This window comes from Saccharothrix sp. ST-888, from assembly GCF_000955975.1.
GTDB lineage: Bacteria > Actinomycetota > Actinomycetes > Streptomycetales > Streptomycetaceae > Kitasatospora.
In genome coordinates this window covers 1-16,262 of sequence record NZ_JYJF01000100.1, presented here as the reverse complement: position 1 = coordinate 16,262, position 16,262 = coordinate 1, and the positions used below count along the sequence as shown (strand labels likewise).

At 72.6% G+C, this 16,262-nt stretch carries 17 protein-coding genes; 5 read left to right on the top strand and 12 right to left on the bottom strand.

The genetic code is table 11. The annotated features are described in order from the left end of the window. Nucleotides 1-696: a response regulator transcription factor gene (locus UK12_RS25765; RefSeq protein WP_045305536.1), complete on the bottom strand. Its 696-nt coding sequence runs from the start codon at nt 694-696 to the stop codon at nt 1-3. After that, nucleotides 693-1,979: a sensor histidine kinase gene (locus UK12_RS25760; protein ID WP_045305535.1), complete on the bottom strand. Its 1,287-nt coding sequence runs from the start codon at nt 1,977-1,979 to the stop codon at nt 693-695. Before UK12_RS25760 ends, UK12_RS25765 begins: the two co-directional genes overlap by 4 nt. A gap of 295 nt (nt 1,980-2,274) precedes the next feature. Between UK12_RS25760 and phoU the strand changes: the two genes are divergently transcribed. Both phoU and UK12_RS25750 read left to right on the top strand, forming a co-directional pair. Next, nucleotides 2,275-2,955, top strand: coding sequence for a phosphate signaling complex protein PhoU (phoU, locus tag UK12_RS25755; protein ID WP_045305534.1), 681 nt, complete (start codon nt 2,275-2,277; stop codon nt 2,953-2,955). A gap of 250 nt (nt 2,956-3,205) precedes the next feature. Continuing rightward, a complete protein-coding gene (locus UK12_RS25750) occupies nt 3,206-3,385 on the top strand; it encodes a hypothetical protein (RefSeq protein ID WP_045305533.1) in 180 nt (59 codons plus the stop codon). A gap of 126 nt (nt 3,386-3,511) precedes the next feature. Here the strand turns inward: UK12_RS25750 and UK12_RS25745 are convergent, their stop codons facing one another. Further along, on the bottom strand, nt 3,512-4,099 hold the full coding sequence (locus tag UK12_RS25745; RefSeq protein ID WP_045305532.1) for a lytic polysaccharide monooxygenase: 588 nt from the start codon (nt 4,097-4,099) through the stop codon (nt 3,512-3,514). 387 nt (nt 4,100-4,486) lie between these two features. Beyond that, on the bottom strand, nt 4,487-5,245 hold the full coding sequence (locus UK12_RS25740) for a phosphoglyceromutase (protein WP_045305531.1): 759 nt from the start codon (nt 5,243-5,245) through the stop codon (nt 4,487-4,489). 142 nt (nt 5,246-5,387) lie between these two features. On the opposite strand from UK12_RS25740, the gene UK12_RS25735 reads away from it, so the two are divergent. Further along, nucleotides 5,388-6,716: an MDR family MFS transporter gene (locus UK12_RS25735; protein WP_045305530.1), complete on the top strand. Its 1,329-nt coding sequence runs from the start codon at nt 5,388-5,390 to the stop codon at nt 6,714-6,716. Between the two features lie 86 nt (nt 6,717-6,802). On the opposite strand, the gene UK12_RS25730 is transcribed toward UK12_RS25735, so the two are convergent. Both UK12_RS25730 and mshA read right to left on the bottom strand, forming a co-directional pair. Then, entirely contained in the window at nt 6,803-7,354 is a 552-nt protein-coding gene (locus UK12_RS25730; RefSeq protein WP_063838324.1) for a YbjN domain-containing protein, read from the bottom strand. A gap of 208 nt (nt 7,355-7,562) precedes the next feature. Further along, entirely contained in the window at nt 7,563-8,819 is a 1,257-nt protein-coding gene (mshA, locus tag UK12_RS25725) for a D-inositol-3-phosphate glycosyltransferase (protein WP_082119944.1), read from the bottom strand. A 346-nt stretch (nt 8,820-9,165) separates the two neighbouring features. On the opposite strand from mshA, the gene UK12_RS25720 reads away from it, so the two are divergent. After that, a complete protein-coding gene (locus tag UK12_RS25720; RefSeq protein WP_045305529.1) occupies nt 9,166-9,987 on the top strand; it encodes a methylase in 822 nt (273 codons plus the stop codon). A gap of 147 nt (nt 9,988-10,134) precedes the next feature. On the opposite strand, the gene UK12_RS25715 is transcribed toward UK12_RS25720, so the two are convergent. After that, nucleotides 10,135-10,704 (bottom strand): O-acetyl-ADP-ribose deacetylase, encoded by a 570-nt coding sequence (locus UK12_RS25715; RefSeq protein WP_045305528.1) that lies wholly within the window; start codon nt 10,702-10,704, stop codon nt 10,135-10,137. A gap of 281 nt (nt 10,705-10,985) precedes the next feature. Between UK12_RS25715 and UK12_RS25710 the strand changes: the two genes are divergently transcribed. Further along, nucleotides 10,986-12,677 (top strand): PP2C family protein-serine/threonine phosphatase, encoded by a 1,692-nt coding sequence (locus tag UK12_RS25710; RefSeq protein ID WP_052682159.1) that lies wholly within the window; start codon nt 10,986-10,988, stop codon nt 12,675-12,677. Between the two features lie 92 nt (nt 12,678-12,769). On the opposite strand, the gene UK12_RS25705 is transcribed toward UK12_RS25710, so the two are convergent. The 5 genes from UK12_RS25705 to UK12_RS25685 all read right to left on the bottom strand — a co-directional run bounded on the left by UK12_RS25705 (nt 12,770) and on the right by UK12_RS25685 (nt 16,122). Further along, nucleotides 12,770-13,108: a DUF2516 family protein gene (locus UK12_RS25705; protein WP_231591385.1), complete on the bottom strand. Its 339-nt coding sequence runs from the start codon at nt 13,106-13,108 to the stop codon at nt 12,770-12,772. A gap of 159 nt (nt 13,109-13,267) precedes the next feature. Beyond that, a complete protein-coding gene (locus tag UK12_RS25700; protein WP_045305527.1) occupies nt 13,268-13,813 on the bottom strand; it encodes a hypothetical protein in 546 nt (181 codons plus the stop codon). Between the two features lie 104 nt (nt 13,814-13,917). Continuing rightward, nucleotides 13,918-14,331 (bottom strand): helix-turn-helix domain-containing protein, encoded by a 414-nt coding sequence (locus tag UK12_RS25695; protein WP_045305526.1) that lies wholly within the window; start codon nt 14,329-14,331, stop codon nt 13,918-13,920. Nucleotides 14,332-14,479: 148 nt separating this feature from the next. Further along, nucleotides 14,480-15,247 (bottom strand): alpha/beta hydrolase, encoded by a 768-nt coding sequence (locus UK12_RS25690; RefSeq protein ID WP_045305525.1) that lies wholly within the window; start codon nt 15,245-15,247, stop codon nt 14,480-14,482. Nucleotides 15,248-15,480: 233 nt separating this feature from the next. Continuing rightward, nucleotides 15,481-16,122 carry a response regulator transcription factor gene (locus UK12_RS25685; RefSeq protein ID WP_156178928.1) on the bottom strand — a complete coding sequence of 214 codons (642 nt, stop codon included), beginning with the start codon at nt 16,120-16,122 and terminating at the stop codon, nt 15,481-15,483. Between the last annotated feature and the right edge of the window lie 140 nt (nt 16,123-16,262).

The following is a 16,262-nucleotide window of genomic DNA, read 5'->3' as shown; positions in this document are numbered from 1 at the left end:
TTACGGCTCGAACTTGTAGCCGAGACCGCGCACCGTGACCAGGTAGCGCGGCGCGCCCGGGTCGGGCTCGATCTTCGCCCGCAGGCGCTTGACGTGGACGTCCAGGGTCTTGGTGTCACCGACGTAGTCGGCGCCCCAGACCCGGTCGATCAGCTGCATCCGGGTGAGCACCCGGCCCGCGTTGCGCAGCAGCATCTCCAGCAGGTCGAACTCCTTCAGCGGCAGGTCGACCTTGGCGCCGTCCACCGTGACCACGTGCCGGTCGACGTCCATCCGGACCGGACCGGCCTCCAGGGCGCCGGGGCCGCCACCGTCGCCGTTGCCGCCGGCGTCCTCGCCGCGGCGGCGCAGCACCGCGCGGATCCGGGCGACCAGCTCCCGGGTCGAGTACGGCTTGGTGACGTAGTCGTCGGCCCCTATCTCCAGGCCGACCACCTTGTCGATCTCGCTGTCCTTGGCGGTCACCATGATCACCGGGACGTTGGAGCGGACCCTCAGCTGACGGCAGACCTCGGTGCCCGGCAGACCCGGGAGCATCAGGTCGAGCAGCACCAGGTCGGCGCCGTTCCGTTCGAACTGCTCCAGCGCGTCGGGGCCGGTGGCGGCGATGGCCACCTCGAAGCCCTCCTTGCGAAGCATGTACGAGAGGGCGTCGCTGAACGACTCCTCGTCCTCGACCACCAGTACTCGGGTCACGATCGGGCCTCCGGGGCAGGAAGGGGGGTTGCGGTTGCGGGGGTGTGGGTCGACAGCGGGGTGCGCGGCTGCTCCGCCGGGATCTGCCCGGCGGGGAGCCGCACCGTGAAGGTGGAGCCTTGGCCCTCGACACTCCAGACGGACACGGTGCCACCGTGGGAAGCGGCAACGTGCTTGACGATGGAGAGACCGAGGCCGGTTCCGCCGGTCGCTCGGGAGCGGGCCGGATCGACCCGGTAGAACCGTTCGAAGATCCGCTCGCGGTCCTTCTCCGAGATGCCGATGCCCTGGTCGGTCACCGATATCTCGATCAGCTCGCCGTCCGCCTCGCCGAGCGCGGCGGCGCTGGAGATGCGGCGGGTGGCGATGGCCACCCGGGTGCGCGGCGGGCTGTAGTTGACCGCGTTCTCGACCAGGTTGCCGAGTGCCGCGGCCAGCTGGCCGCGGTTCCCGTGCAGGTAGAGGCCACCGATACCACCGGTGGCGATGTGGATCTGCTTGGCGGCGGCGGGCTGGCGGCAGCGGTCGACCGCCTCCGCGATCAGCTCGTCCACCGGCACCGGCTCCGGATCCATCAGCAGCTGGTCGTCCTGGACCCGGGAGAGGTCGATGATCTCCTGGACCAGGCTGGCGAGCCTGGTGGCCTCGATCTGCATCCGGCCCGCGAAGCGCTGGACGGCCTCGGGGTCGTCGGAGGCGTCCGCGACGGCCTCGGACAGCAGCGAGAGCGCGCCGACCGGGGTCTTGAGCTCGTGGCTGACATTGGCCACGAAGTCGCGGCGGACCGCCTCGATCCGACGGCGCTCGGTGAGGTCCTCCACCAGCACCAGCACCAGCCGGGAGCCGAGCGGGGCGACCCGGACCGAGACCGCGAGCGGATCGGCCGTCCTGGCCACCCCGGGGCGGGGCACCTCCAGCTCGACCTGCCGGATCTCGCCGTCGCGCCGGGTGGCGCGGGCCAGCGAGAGCATCTGTTCGACGGCCATCGCGCCGCCCCTGACCAGGCCCATCGCATAGGCGGCCGAGCTGGCCTTGACCACCTCGTCACCCTCGCCGAGCACAATGGCGCAGGAGCGCAACACCGACAGCACGGTGTCCACGCCGGGCGGCAGCGCCGGCTCGTTCGCGGGTGCACTGCTCGTACTGGTCCTGCTCTTGCCGCTGCTGCCCCTGCTGCTCCGGTTCTGCTCTCGCTCGCTCCATCGAAAGGCTATGGCGGCGGTGAGGCCGACTCCGAGCCCGGCTATGGCGCAGGCAGCGGCGGCGGCCACATTCACGTCCATACGGTCAGCCTAAGCGCTAGGTGAAGACCACCCCCCGGCCTGCGATCAAGGGATCGGCCTTACGTTGCCGAGAATTCACCTTCAGGTTGCTACTGGTTCACTGCGGCGGCCGTGCGCCGTCGCCCGGACGGCCCAGTCTGGGTGGCGCAGCCCGTGCGGGCGGTGGCGCGCGTACGATTCGCGCCACCAGCAGCGGCCCTCCCGGCCGCCGTACACCCGTTCGCGGGCGTGGTCGTACGGAATGACGGGACGACCGGTCGGCACCGCCACCGACACAGCTACTGAGGGAGAGAGCATGCGCGACGCGTACCACGAGGAACTCGACTCGATCAGCGACGGACTGGTCGAGATGGCGCGGCTGGTCGGTTCGGCCATGGGCCGGGCCACCACCGCGCTGCTCGACGCCGACCTGGCGCTGGCCGAGAGTGTCATCGCCGCCGACGAGAAGATCAACGAGCTCCACCACGACCTGGAGAGCCGGGCCATCGACCTGCTGGCCCGCCAGCAGCCGGTCGCCACCGACCTGCGGATCGTCGTCACCAGCCTGCGGATGAGCGCCGACCTGGAGCGCTGCGGCGACCTCGCCCGGCACGTCGCCAAGGTGGCCCGCCTGCGCTACCCCGCCACGGCCGTCCCCAATGACCTGCACCCGATCGTGCTGGAGATGGGGCAGCTCGCACAGCGCCTGGTCGCCAAGGCCGGTCAGGTCATCTCCACCAAGGACGTGGACAAGGCGCTGGAGCTGGAGCAGGACGACGACGCGATCGACGCGCTGCACCGCGAGCTCTTCTCGCACCTGCTGGACGACCGCTGGCAGCACGGCATCGAGACCGCGGTCGACGTGACCCTGGTCGGCCGCTACTACGAGCGGTTCGCCGACCACGCGGTGTCGGTGGCCAAGCGCGTGGTGTTCCTGGTGACGGGCGAGCACGCGAGCGAGTTCGTCGCCGCGAACGAGGCGGTCCCGGCCGAGTAGGCAGGCCCCGGGGCGACGCCGCAGGGGTGGGAGCGGTCGCGCGGCCGATCGGTCGTGCGGCGCGCCGGACCGTGCGGCGTCGCCGTGCTGATCACGTGCCCCGCGCCCCGGGCGCTGCCCGGTGCGGCTAGGGGGCGCACGGGACGCCGTACGGCCACCTCCGCGCGCCCGTTGACGCCCCGTCACGGGAGGGCTTCACTCGTGGAGTAGGCACACCGACGTGTGCCCGTCCCGAGGAGGGCCCAGCGCGATGAAGGCAACCCCCACCCCGACCACTCCCCCGCCGAGCGTCGTCGAACCGCCGGCACCGGCCCTGCTGCCGATCCTCGCCGCCGGTTGCGGCTGCGGGCCCGGCTGCGGCTGCGGCTGCCAGTCCGGAGCGCCGTGCCAGTGCGGCGGCGCCAGCGGCGGCTGCTGCGGCGGCCACTGAGCATCCGCCCCTCGTCCGCGACCGGGTGTCCCGCCGTATCGGCGGGACACCCGGTCCGGCTTTTCGCGCGGGCCCCGGCGGACTCCAGGGCCCTCGGGAAGCCGGCTCCTCAGGACGCCCGGGGCTTCAGAAGGCGACGTCGGTGCAGGAGTAGAAGGCGTTGCCGGTGTCGGCGATGTCCCAGACCGCGAGCACCACCTGGTGGCCGGTCCGCCCGGACGGGAGGGTCGCGGTGTGGCTGAGCGTGCTCGGCGGCTGGGCGCCGCCGTAGGGGACGGTGAGGAAGGGCGTGGTGTCCAGGCTGCTGCGGGTCAGCGGCCGGGAGGCGTCGTAGCCGGGCTTGGTGAGGAAGTACCGGAACGAGGTCGTCGCGTGCCGGGCGGTGAACGTCCAGGTGAAGGTGAGCCGTTGCCCGGCCGTCACCCCGGTGGTGGGCCAGGCGCCGCCGCGCGGGTCGTCGAGTTCGGCGAATCTGGTGTTCCCGCCCGAGCAGAGGGTGCCGTCGGCGGGACCCTTCGCCGGGAAGCCCTTGGGACCTTCGACGCTCTGCGGCTCCCACTGGATCTCACCGCAGTCGGTCACGGTCCCGGCGGCGCACATGGCGGCCCGGCTCGGCGGGGTCGAGATGTATCCGTGCGACCGGGCCGGTACCGCGAGAGCGACCGGGACGGCCGCCGCCGCAGCTGCCGCGACCAGGGCATGGCGCTTGCGCATGGTGCTCCTTCCTGACCCGGCTTCCGGGCATGCCGAAGCAGGGTGTGGGGGGGGTGGATGGAGTACACGAAAGGCACGAGCCGCCTGCGTGGGGGCAGGATCCGGGAACGGATCATGGCGTGCCCGCGCCAGTTCCGGCACTTACGCTAGGAGCGCCGCCTGCGGCCGTCAATGGTCTGAACCACCTTGGGCGCCAACGGAGTTGTCGCAGCAGCCGGCAACTCGCGGACGCTCGGGCAGCCTTGGCGCAACCGCACCGCCGGGCCGTGCGCGGCGCCCGCCCCGAAAGCCCCGATCCCCCGGACCGGCCCTTACGCAACCGAGCCCTCCGCCGCGCGGGGAACCGCGGGCGGAGGGCTCGGTGTTGAGCGGGTGGTGCGGCTGCTGCTACTTCTTGCCCTGGTTCTTCACGGCCTCGATGGCAGCCGCGGCGGCCTCGGCGTCCAGGTAGCGGCCGCCCTTGGCGAGCGGCTTGAAGTCGGCGTCCAGCTCGTACACCAGCGGGATGCCGGTGGGGATGTTCAGGCCGGCGATGTCCTCGTCGGAGATGCCGTCGAGGTGCTTGACCAGCGCGCGCAGGCTGTTGCCGTGGGCGGTGACCAGCACGGTCTTGCCGGCGGCCAGGTCCGGGACGATCGCGTCGTACCAGTACGGCAGCATGCGGTCGACGACGTCCTTGAGACACTCGGTGCGCGGGCGCAGCTCGCTCGGGATGTCGGCGTAGCGGGCGTCACCGGCCTGCGAGTACTCGGCGTCGTCGGCGAGCACCGGCGGCGGGGCGTCGTACGAGCGGCGCCAGAGCTGGAACTGCTCCTCGCCGAACTCGGCCAGGGTCTGGGCCTTGTCCTTGCCCTGGAGCGCACCGTAGTGACGCTCGTTCAGACGCCAGCTGCGGCTGACCGGGATCCAGTGGCGGTCGGCCTTGTCCAGGGCGATCTGCGAGGTGCGGATCGCGCGGCGCAGCAGGGAGGTGTGCACCACATCGGGGAAGAGGCCCTCGGCAGCGAGCAGTTCGCCGCCACGTGCGGCCTCCTTCTCGCCCTTCTCGTTGAGGTCGACGTCGACCCAGCCGGTGAAGAGGTTCTTCTGGTTCCACTGGCTCTCGCCGTGACGGAGCAGGATGAGTCGGTACGTCGTGTCAGCCATGGCCCACAGCTTAATGGAGCCGAATAACCGCTGGCCGGGCCGAAAGTCCCTCGGTAACATGTGATCAAGCATTTCACCACTTACGTGCCCGTCGGGAGCTCCCAGCCCGCCCGACGGGCTCCTGCTGCCCTCGGAGCCTCCCTTGCCCGAATCCGCCCGTATACGCACCGCCTTCTCGGAGACCGTCGGCGGACTGCCGCGACAGTTCTGGTGGCTCTGGACCTCGACCCTGGTGAACCGGCTCGGCGGCTTCGTGGTCACGTTCCTGGCCCTCTACCTGACCGCGGAGCGCGGCTACTCGGCCTCGTACGCGGGCCTGGTGGCGGCGCTGTTCGGGCTCGGCTCGGCCATCGCGGCGGTCGGCGCGGGCGTGCTCACCGACCGGATCGGGCGGCGGCCGACCATGCTGGCCGCGCAGGTCTCCAACGCGGTCTTCACCGCGGTGCTCGGCTTCACCGACGGCCAGGTGGCCATCGCGGTGGTCGCCTTCCTGGTCGGCCTGGCGAACAACGCCTCCCGTCCGGCCGTCTCGGCGATCATCGCCGACATCGTCCCGGCGAAGGACCGGGTCCGCGCCTTCTCGCTCAACTACTGGGCGATCAACATCGGCTTCGGCGTCTCGGCGGCGGCCGCCGGGCTGATCGCGAGCCACGGCTACCTGACCCTCTTCCTATTGGACGCGGTCAGCACGCTGCTCTGCGCCGTGGTGGTCTTCGTCAGGATTCCCGAGACCCGGCCGGAGGCCACCGCCCCGGGCACCACCGCAGCGGGCACGGCGGCCGAAGTACCGGACCCCGCGCGGATCGGCCTGGGGACGGTCTTCCGGGACGGCCGGTTCATCGCCGTGGTCGGCATCAACCTGCTGCTCGCGCTGGTCGCCCAGCAGGGCAGCACCACGCTCGCGGTGGGCATGGGCGAGGCGGGCATCTCCACCACCCAGTACGGCTTCGTCATCGGCCTGAACGGGCTGCTGATCGTGCTGCTCCAACTGCCGCTGACCAGCCTGATCAGCGGCCGCAACCGGACCGCGCTGCTGCTCGCAGGCGCCCTGCTGACCGGCTGGGGCTTCGGGCTGACCGCCTTCGCCGGGTCCTCGGCCGCCTTCTACGCCATCACCGTGGCCGTCTGGACGATCGGCGAGATCATCAGCGCGCCGACCATGATGAGCCTGGTCACCGAGCTCTCACCGGCCTCGGCCCGCGGCCGCTACCAGGGCGTGTACTCCCTCTCCTGGTCGCTGGCCTCCTTCCTCGGACCGGCGGTCGGCGGCTACCTCCTCCAGCATGCGGGCGGCGGCGCGGTCTGGGGCGCCTGCGCGGTCTGCGGGACGGCCGCGGGCATCGGGTTCCTGCTGCTCGGGCGGAGCAGCGCGGCGCGGCCGGACGCAGCACCCCTTGCCGCCCCGGGCACCCCGGACACCCCGGGCGCGCCTGCGGGCGCAGCGGATCGGGAAGCGCTCTCCCCGTCCTGAGCACCGGGCGGCCATGCGCCCTGCACCCCGCACCGAGCGCCGCCCCGGGCGCCGCCGCTCGGTGCAGGGCGGTGGTGCGACCGGGCCTATCCGGCCGCCGGCCGGCCGGCCTCCTGCTGCCTCGGCTCGGAGGCGGCCGGTCCGGCGAGGCCGGCGAAGGCTTCGAGGTTGCGGGTCGACTCCCCGCGCTTGGTACGCCACTCCCACTCGCGACGGATCGCGGACGCGAAGCCGAGTTCGAGCAGGGTGTTGAAGGGCTCGTCGGCGTTCTCCAGCACGGTGCCGAGCAGCCGGTCGACCGTGTCCGGGGTGAGCGCCTCCAGCGGGAGGCGGCCCGCGAGGTAGACGTCGCCGAGCCGGTCGACGGCGTACGCGACCCCGTACAGGCGGGTGTTGCGCTCCAGCAGCCAGCGGTAGACCGCCTCGTGGTTCTCGTCGGGGCGGCGGATCACGAACGCGTTCACCGAGAGGGTGTGGTCGCCGACCCGCAGCGCGCAGGTGGTGGCCAGCTTCCGGGTGCCCGGAAGCGAGGCGACCAGGGTGTACGGATCGGTCGCGGCCGGCTCCCAGGCCACCCCGGTCTCGTCCAGCGCGGCGCGGAGCAGCCCGAGGGCGTCGTCCTTCGTGCGGATTGCCATGGGGAAGACGCTACTCGGCGGTAGGCCGCCGGTGCAGCCGGGCGCCCCGAAGAACGGCCCTCCGGCTACGACAGGCAGGCAACCGCTCGGGGCGAGGAACCGCCCGGTCGGCCCCGCACGAAGCCGCACGGCACGTCGCGCGGCCCCAGAGGGCCCCGGAGGCGTGCTCCCGGGGGCATCTGGTACTGCCCGACGGCAGTCGGGCGGGTCAGCCCAGGCGGATCCGGGAGCGGCCGAGGCGGCCTGCCGGGCGGGCGAGCGCGCCCGCGTACACGTCCGCCGTGGCGGCGGCGGCCGTGCTCCAGCCGAAACCCGAAGCGTGCTGGGCCGCGGCCGCGCCCTGCCGGTCGACCAGCTCGGGGCGGGTGGCGTACTGGAGCAGCGCGTCGGCCCAGGCGTACGGGTCGTGGCCGTGCACCAGCGTCCCGGTGCGGCCGTCCTGGACGGCGACCGGGAGGCCGCCGACCGCCGCCGCGACGACGGGAGTGCCGCAGGCCTGGGCCTCCAGGGCGACCAGTCCGAAGGACTCGCTGTAGGAGGGCATCACCAGCGCCGACGCGGCCTGGTACCACTCGGCCAGCTCGGACTGGCCGACCGGCGGGTGGAAGCAGACCACGTCCGAGATGCCGAGCTGGGCGGAGAGCTTGTGCAGGCTCTCCGGCTTGGCCAGCCCCGTCCCGGAGGGGCCGCCGACGACCGGGACGACCAGTCGCTCGCGCAGGCCCGGCTCGCGTTCGAGCAGCACCGCCACGGCCTTGAGCAGCACATCGGGTGCCTTCAGGGGCTGGATCCGCCCGGCGAAGAGCAGGACGGTGGCGTCCTGCGGGAGGCCGAGCCGGGCGCGGGCGGCGGCCCGGTCGCCGGGCCGGAAGATGTCCAGGTTGACGCCGGGGTGGACGACGGCGAGCTGGTCCTTGCGGGCGGCGTAGTGGTGCGAGAGCTCGTCGGCCTCCTCGGCCGTGTTGGCGATCAGGCGGTCGGCGGCCTCGACCACCTGGGTCTCGCCGATCACCCGCGCCGCCGGCTCCGGCATGTCGCCCTCGGCGAGGGCGGCGTTCTTGACCTTGGCCATGGTGTGCATGGTGTGCACCAGCGGCACGCCCCAGCGTTCGGCGGCCAGCCAGCCGACCTGGCCGGAGAGCCAGTAGTGCGAGTGGACCAGGTCGTAGTGGCCCGGCCGGTGCCCGGCCTCGGTGCGCAGCACGCCGTGGGTGAAGGCGCAGAGCTGGGCCGGCAGGTCCTCCTTGACCAGCCCCTCGTACGGCCCGGCCGTGACGTGGCGGACCAGCACTCCGGGCGCGAGCTGGACCGTGGGGGCGTCCTCGGAGCGGATCGCCCTGGTGAAGATCTCGACTTCGATGTCCAGGTCGGCCAGCCGCTTGGCCAGCTCGACGATGTAGACGTTCATCCCGCCGGCGTCGCCGGTGCCCGGCTGGTGCAGCGGCGAGGTGTGGACGCTCAGCATGGCTATCCGCCGGGGCCTGCGCGAGCGCCCGCCGACCAGCGCCTGCAGGCGGCCACGTGTGGGCGTGAGCGCGAGCTGGGCACGGCGTGACGTCCGTACGGGGTGCTGGGTCACCGGGCTGAAGCCTCCTCTTGCTCCCCGACTGCCTAGGGCCGTGCCGGTACCTGCGGGCCGGACGCCCCGGTGCGCCTGCCGCCCCGGAACGCTGTGCTCCTGCCCTGCCGGGACGCCGCCGGACGGCGGTGGCTCGGACGGGCGTTAGTCCAGTGTGACAACCGCCGGGTCGCCGGCCGGTATTCCCGTCTCGCAGGATGAGATGCACTGTCGTCCGCGTAGGCTGCCTGGCATGGCCGCCTCGTTCGAACCCTCCCCCACCCGTGGGCGCTCCGCCCGCCCGGTCGGGACGGTCACCCGGGGTACCACCAACACCAACCGCCTCCGCCGGATGGACCGCTGGATCGCCCACACGCTCGGGCCCGCCCTGCGCACCGCCGACCGGCCGCCGACCGCCGTGGACCTCGGCTACGGCGCGGCGCCCTGGACCGCCGTCGAACTCTCCACCCGCCTGCGGTCCGCGCGCTCGGACCTCCGGGTGGTGGGCATCGAGATCGAGCCCGAGCGGGTCGCGGCGGCCCTCCCGTACGCCGAGCCCCCGCTGCTGACCTTCCGCCGCGGCGGGTTCGAGGTGCCGCTGGACGGGGCCGCTCCGCTGCTGATCCGGGCCGCGAACGTGCTGCGGCAGTACGAGGAGTCGGCGGTCGCGGCGGTCTGGGAACGGCTCTGCGGGCGGCTGGCTCCCGGCGGCCTGCTGGTCGAGGGGACCTGCGACGAGATCGGCCGGCGGCACGTCTGGGTGGCGCTCGGTCCCGAAGGACCCCGCACCGTGACCTTCGCGGCCCGGCTCGGCGGTCTCGGTCAGCCCTCCGACCTGGCCGAACGGCTGCCGAAGGCACTGATCCACCACAACGTCCCCGGCCGTCCGGTGCATGCCTTCCTGACCGACTTCGACCGGGCCTGGGCGGCGGCGGCGCCGTACGGGGCGTTCGGGGCGCGGCAGCGCTGGGTGGCCGCGTGCACCGCGCTGGCGCGGAGCTGGCCGCTGGTGGACGCGCGCGGACGCTGGCGGCAGGGCGAGGTCACACTGCCGTGGACCGCGCTGGCGCCCTAGCCGGAGCCGGTCCGGCCAGGGTCGGCATACGGATTTTCACTCGAACGAGTTATCGAATACCTCTGGCATGTTGACGCCCCACGGCGGCACCATAGGGGCGGTTGCACGAACCGGCGGCCGCCGGCCGAGATGCCGGTTGAGGCACCGTCAGTTCCCCTGCTCCAGCGCGCGCTGCACCCGCTCGAAGACTCCGTACGCCTCTGCACCGAACAGCACGAACCGGACCTCGGCCACCCCCGCAGCCTCCGCCTGCCCCTGCGACCCGGCCGACTCCGCCACCGCTTCCGCCACAGCCGTGAGGGCGATCCGCGCCGCGTCCTCCAACGGCCAGCCGTACACCCCGGCCGAGATCGCCGGGAACGCCACCGTGCGCGCCCCCAACTCGGCTGCGACCCGCAGCGATTCGCGATAACAGGAGGCCAGGAGCTCAGCCCGCCGCTCGTACTCGTCCGGCAGATGGACGGGCCCCACCGTGTGCACGACCCACCGGGCGGGCAGGCGGCCGGCCGTCGTGGCGACGGCCCGGCCGGTCGGCAGCCCCTTGCCGTAGTGCGAGGCCCGCAGCCTGCGGCAGTCCGCGAGGATCTCCGGTCCGCCCTTGCGGTGGATCGCACCGTCCACCCCGCCGCCACCGAGGAGAGAGGAGTTGGCAGCGTTCACGATGACGTCCACCCGCTGCTCCGTGATGTCACCCTCGACCAACGTGATCTGCGTCACCGAACCCGACCTCCCGTCACACCGCGTCCACAGGGCGCCCACACTAACCACCCTGGCCGCTGGGAGCGTGGCAATAGCCACATCGACGCCGGTCGGTCAGAGAAATCGCCGGAGATCACGTTATGGTCGCGAGAAGCTTCCCGACACACGGCGCCATGCGGGCACTGAGCACGGTCCCCAGCCGTTGCCCAGTCGGGGAAAGGGAGGATCGACCAATGCCCGCAACGGGAGACGGGCGGGCACCGCGTGCCTCGTACCGGCCGGGCAGCACCGGCGGAGTCTTGACCGAACGTGCCGTCAGCACCGCGGCCCGCACCGCCGGCCACACCGCCGGCAGTGGCACCGACCACCTCGACGGCAGCGGTGAGACCGGCACGGGCCGGTCGGCCAAGCGGACCGGCGGCCGCGCCGCGGTCCACTCGGACGGACTCGCCGGCGGACGGACCGACACCCGGATCGACGGGCGCTCCGACGGCTGCGGCGGCTCGCCCGCCGATCGGCACGACGGTCGACCCGATGTCGCGGTCAGCCCCATACCGCACCCCCGGAGCATCCACCGCGGCCCCGTGACACCCTCCCGCGGCGCGCCGTTCCGGCTGCTCGTCATCGAGAGCGACGTCTCCGACGCGGTCCTGATCGAGCAGCTGGTCGCCGACAGCGGCACCCCGATCGAGATCCACTGGGCCCAGGGGATCGACCAGGCCGTCGCCCTGCTCTCTCCCACGCTGCCCGGCGCCCGGCGGGGGCGCCCGCGCGGGTCCGACTTCAGCTGCGTCCTGCTCGACCTGGCCGCCCCCGGCGACCTGCCCGTTCCCGCCGAGTCCCCCGCGCCCGGCGGGCCGACCGCCTCCGGCGCCCCGACGCCCCCGGATGCGCCGACCGCGCTGCCGGACGTTCCGAGCAGGGTGCACGGCGCCGGCGGGATCGACGCTCCGGACGGCCCCGACGGGCTCGACGGGCTGCGCGAGCTCCTGCGCCGGGCCCCGCACACCGCGGTCGTGGTCCTGACCGATGCCGACAGCGCCGAGCTCGGGGCCGCCGCCGTCGCCGCGGGCGCCCAGGACTTCCTCGTCAAGCACGAGACGGACGGGCCGCTCCTGGCCCGCGCCCTGCGCTACGCGGTCGAGCGCAAGCGGGCCGACGAGTCGCAGCGCCGCCTGGTCGAGGCCGAGCTGCGCGGCCAGGAGAACGCCCGCCTGCAACGCCACCTGCTCCCCACCCCGCTGCTCGACGGCGCCGGGCTCGCCTTCACCCGCCGCTACCGCCCCGGCCGCCGCCGGGCACTGCTCGGCGGCGACTTCTACGACGCGGTGCGCACCTCCGACGGTACCGTCCACGTGGTGATCGGCGACGTCTGCGGCCACGGCCCCGACGAGGCCGCCCTCGGCGTCGCCCTGCGGATAGCGTGGCGCACCCTGGTCTTCGCCGGGCTCACCGGCGAGACACTGCTCAGCACCCTCCAGCACGTCCTGGAGCACGAGCGCCGCAGCGACGAGATCTTCGCGACGCTCTGCATGCTGGTGCTCTCCCCCAGTGCGGCCCCGTCCGGCGGCCCCGCACCGGCGGAGTACGCCCGGCTCTACCTGGCCGGGCACCCGGCGCCGCTGCTGCTCCGGCCCGACGGGCCTCCCGTACTGCTCCCGTCCGAGCAGGCCGGCCCCGCACTCGGGCTGGTCCCGTGCGACGACGGCCAGGCGGTCTGGCCGGCCCGGGAGCTCGAACTCCAGCCCGGCTGGCGACTGATGCTCTACACCGACGGACTGGTCGAGGGCCGGGTCGGCGCGGGCTCCCGCCGGCTGGGCCAGGACGGCCTGGTCGAGCTGATCGGCGACCACCAGTCCACCGGTCTCACCCGGGGCCGGCTGGTCGACAGCGCCATCGCCGAGGTCGAGGAGCTCAACGGTGGCGCGCTCACCGACGACGTGGCCGTCCTACTGCTGGAGCGCAACCCGGTGCCGCTCATCATGGGCTGACCGGGGCGGCCCCGGCCCGCCTGGGGACGGCAGTGGGGCGGTACCCGGTCGGGTACCGCCCCACTGCCGTCCACGGCGCTGTCGCAGAGCCGTCACCAGGGGCCGTACGGCCCAACGTTCCGCCGGTCGCCCTTGCCCCGGCCGTCGGTCAACTGCTTGATGGCGGGCCGGACGTCGACCATGTAGACGATCGCACCCACCAGGCCGGCCAGCGACAGCAGGGCGAACACGCTGGACCCGAGCAACAGGTCGAGCACCAGGGCGAGGCCGAGAATGATCAGCCAGAACTGCTTCGTCTTCTTGTCCGCCGCACGGTAGGCGTCCTCGCGGCGCGTCGCAGCGTCCACGAAGGCGAAGAGCTTGAAGCACACCATCGCGGTGGTCAGCCACCAGAACGGATTCAGATAGTCGAAGAGCAGGATCTGTCCCACTGCGGTCTCCTCACTGCGGCTTCGGCGACACCGGCCTCGGCGTTACCGGGTCGGGCCAGGCCACTTCCCATCGTGACACGTCCGGCCCCTTGCCCACCCGACAACGAACCGGCCCGGCCCGATGTGCCCGGCCTCAGTCCTCGGGCCCAGTCCTCGGGCTCAGTCCTCGGTCGCGTCCGGAGCGGACTTCTCTGCGGACTTCCGCGCCCGCGGGGTCTTCCTGGCACCCTCCGAAGCGGCCTGCGCCTCGGGCGACTCCGCCACGATCTCCGCCTCGACGGGCTCGTCCGCGTCGACCGCGACCACGGCCGACCGGTCCTCGGGTCCGGCCTGGCCCTTGTCCACGACCGCCTTGCCGCGTACGGCCAGCTCGTCGTAGACCTCCTTGGCCTTGACCGCGAGCTCCGCGGCCCGGCCGACCTGCTGCAGGGCGAAGACCTGGGCCTTCTCCTGGAGCGTCTTGAGGTCGGTCGGCAGCGTGGTGACCGTCTCGGTCACCTTCGCCTGCGCCTCGACCAGCAGGGTCTGCGCCTCCTGCAGCCGGACCGCGGCCTTCTCCTGGGTGCCCTTGCGGTCGGCCGCCAGCGCCTCGACCTTGCCCGGCACCTCACGCAGCTTCTCGTACGCGAGGTCACCGGCGCCCGCGAGGGCGTACAGCGGGGTCGGGTCGCTGAGGGTCTTCTTGATCTCGTCGGTGATCGGCATGACCGGTCCTCCCTTTGCGTCGACAGCCGGCGGCCGGTCTGTCGTAGGTCTCTGCCGGTGGCCGCCCGACCGGGCGGCCACCCGTGTTCAGTCCTTGTCGGCGTTCAGCGCCTGTCGGCGTCCACTGTCCGTGCGGCGGGCCCGGCCGCCGTCACGCCGTCCGTCGACGGCCCTTCCTTGTTCTCCTTCAGGAAGGCGTCGTAGACCGCGAGCAGCGCCTGCTTCTGCCGCTCGTTGATCAGCGGATCGGCCAGGATCGCGGCCCGCAGTTCGAGCCCCTCGCCCTGCCGCTCCTCCAGGATCCCGGCCTGGACGTACAGCGTCTCCGCCGAGATCCGCAGGGCCTTGGCGATCTGCTGCAGGATCTCCGCGCTCGGCTTGCGCAGCCCGCGCTCGATCTGGCTGAGGTACGGGTTGGACACGCCGGCGGCCTCCGCCAACTGCCGCAGTGAGAACTGCGCATTCCGCCGCTGCTCCCGGATGTACTCGCCGAGTGAGCCGACGTTCAGTGAGGCCATACCGGAAGTCTGCCCCGCAGTGCTTGCAAATGCAAGCAAGGCGCTAACATGAGCAACCACCGCGCCGCCGGGCATCAGGGCTGATCACGGGCGGGTGGCACTCGTGTGTGGGCGTCCGGCTGCCGGCCGGCCGCCCACACACGTCACGTCAGGCCGGTGACTCGCCTACCCGGCCGAGGTGCCGGGCGAAGAACCGGACCGCACTGTCGGCCTCGAACCTGGGCAGCTCCTTGTGCTTGCCCGAGTTCACGTGCAACGTCTTCTCCGTCGAGGCGAAGGCGTCGAACAGCGCGAGCCCGGCCTCGCGCGGGATGTGCTCGTCGTCCCACTGCATGTCGAACTCGATCGGGATGGTGATCTGCTTCGCCTTCTCGGCCAGGACATCGGGCCAGTGCAGGCCGAAGACCGCGGCGGTGATCCTGGGTTCGATCGCCACGAACGGTATGCCGATCGCGGTGCCCATGTTGATGCCCCAGAAGCCGACCGGCCCGTCGGTGCCGATCTCCGGAAGTTCCTGAAGCGCGTCCAGCATCGCCCGGTACTCGGGCACGGCGAGCTCCGCCAGGTGGTCGTTGTAGCGGACGACGATCGGGCCTTCCGGCTCGCCCGCCGCCCTCGCCCGGAACAGCTCGGCGATTTCCGCCTCGTCGTGTGCCGTGCGCGGCCGGTCGCCGTGACCGGGTGCGTCGATGACGGCGACGTGGAAGCCGCAGCCGGCCACCAGGCGCTGGGCGCGGCCGGACATCGCCGGGTGCTTCTTGTGGTTGCCGCCGCCGTGGGCCATCAGGACCAGGGGCGCGCGATCGGCTGCGCTGGAGGCCGACGACCAGAGGACGCCGGGGACCCCGCCCACGGTGAAGTCGCGTTCGAGCATGCCGTTCGACGACGACTCGGCGGTGATCTGCAGAGAGTGCATGGGTGTTGCCTTTCGGGAGTGCCTTGTTGTCGAGGCGCTCCCGGCGACATCTACGTCAGTCGCACGGCCGTGACGGGAAGGGGGAGCACCCACGTCGATACAGCGTTCATGGGTCTCACCTCCTCGCGGCCTGTCACGTTATCCGCACGCTACCAACCGGACGTCAGCCCGCTCAACCCTTTTCCTGCGGCGGTGTCCTGAACAACGACACACTCAGGCCGCCTGAGGCCGTGTCAACCGGTGAACCCCGGCACCACCAGACCGGACTCGTACGCGATCACCACCGCGTGGGTCCGGTTCTGCGCGCCGAGCTTGGTCAGCACGTTCCCGACGTGCGTCTTCACCGTCTCCAGGCTCACCGTGAGCGACTCCGCGATCTCCGGGTTGGACAGACCGGTGGCCATCAACCGCAGCACCTCCTCCTCCCGCCCCGTCAGCGCCGCCTTCGGCAACGCCTCGTCGGAGCCCAGCGGGCGGACGGCGACCATCCGGCGCAGTGCCGCCGGGAAGAGGATCGCCTCCCCCGCCGCCACCACCCGCACCGCCTCCGCGATCTGCCGGACCGGAAGCCGCTTGAGCACGAACCCACTGGCCCCCGCGCTGAGCGCGGCGGTGACGTAGCCGTCGTTCTCGAAGGTGGTGATCACCACGACCTTCGGCGGTTCGACCGACTCGGCCAGCAGCTGCCGGGTGGCCTCGATCCCGTTGCAACGCGGCATCCGCACATCCATCAGGACCACGTCCGGCCGCAGCCTCCGCGCCTGCTCGACCGCCTCAACGCCGTCGGCGGCCTCCCCGACCACCGCGATCCCCGGCTGTGCCGCGAGCAACGTGCGCAGACCGCTGCGGGTCACCTCGTCGTCGTCCGCGATCAGGAGTGTGACGGGGGTGCTGGTGGGGGTGCTGGTGGGGCTGAGGGCGGCCGGGTCGGTACCGGGGGCGCCGGTCACGACGGCGGCGCTCGGGTCAGGACTGGTCGTGACGGCCTCGCTCGCGTCGACGCGGATCATGCCGA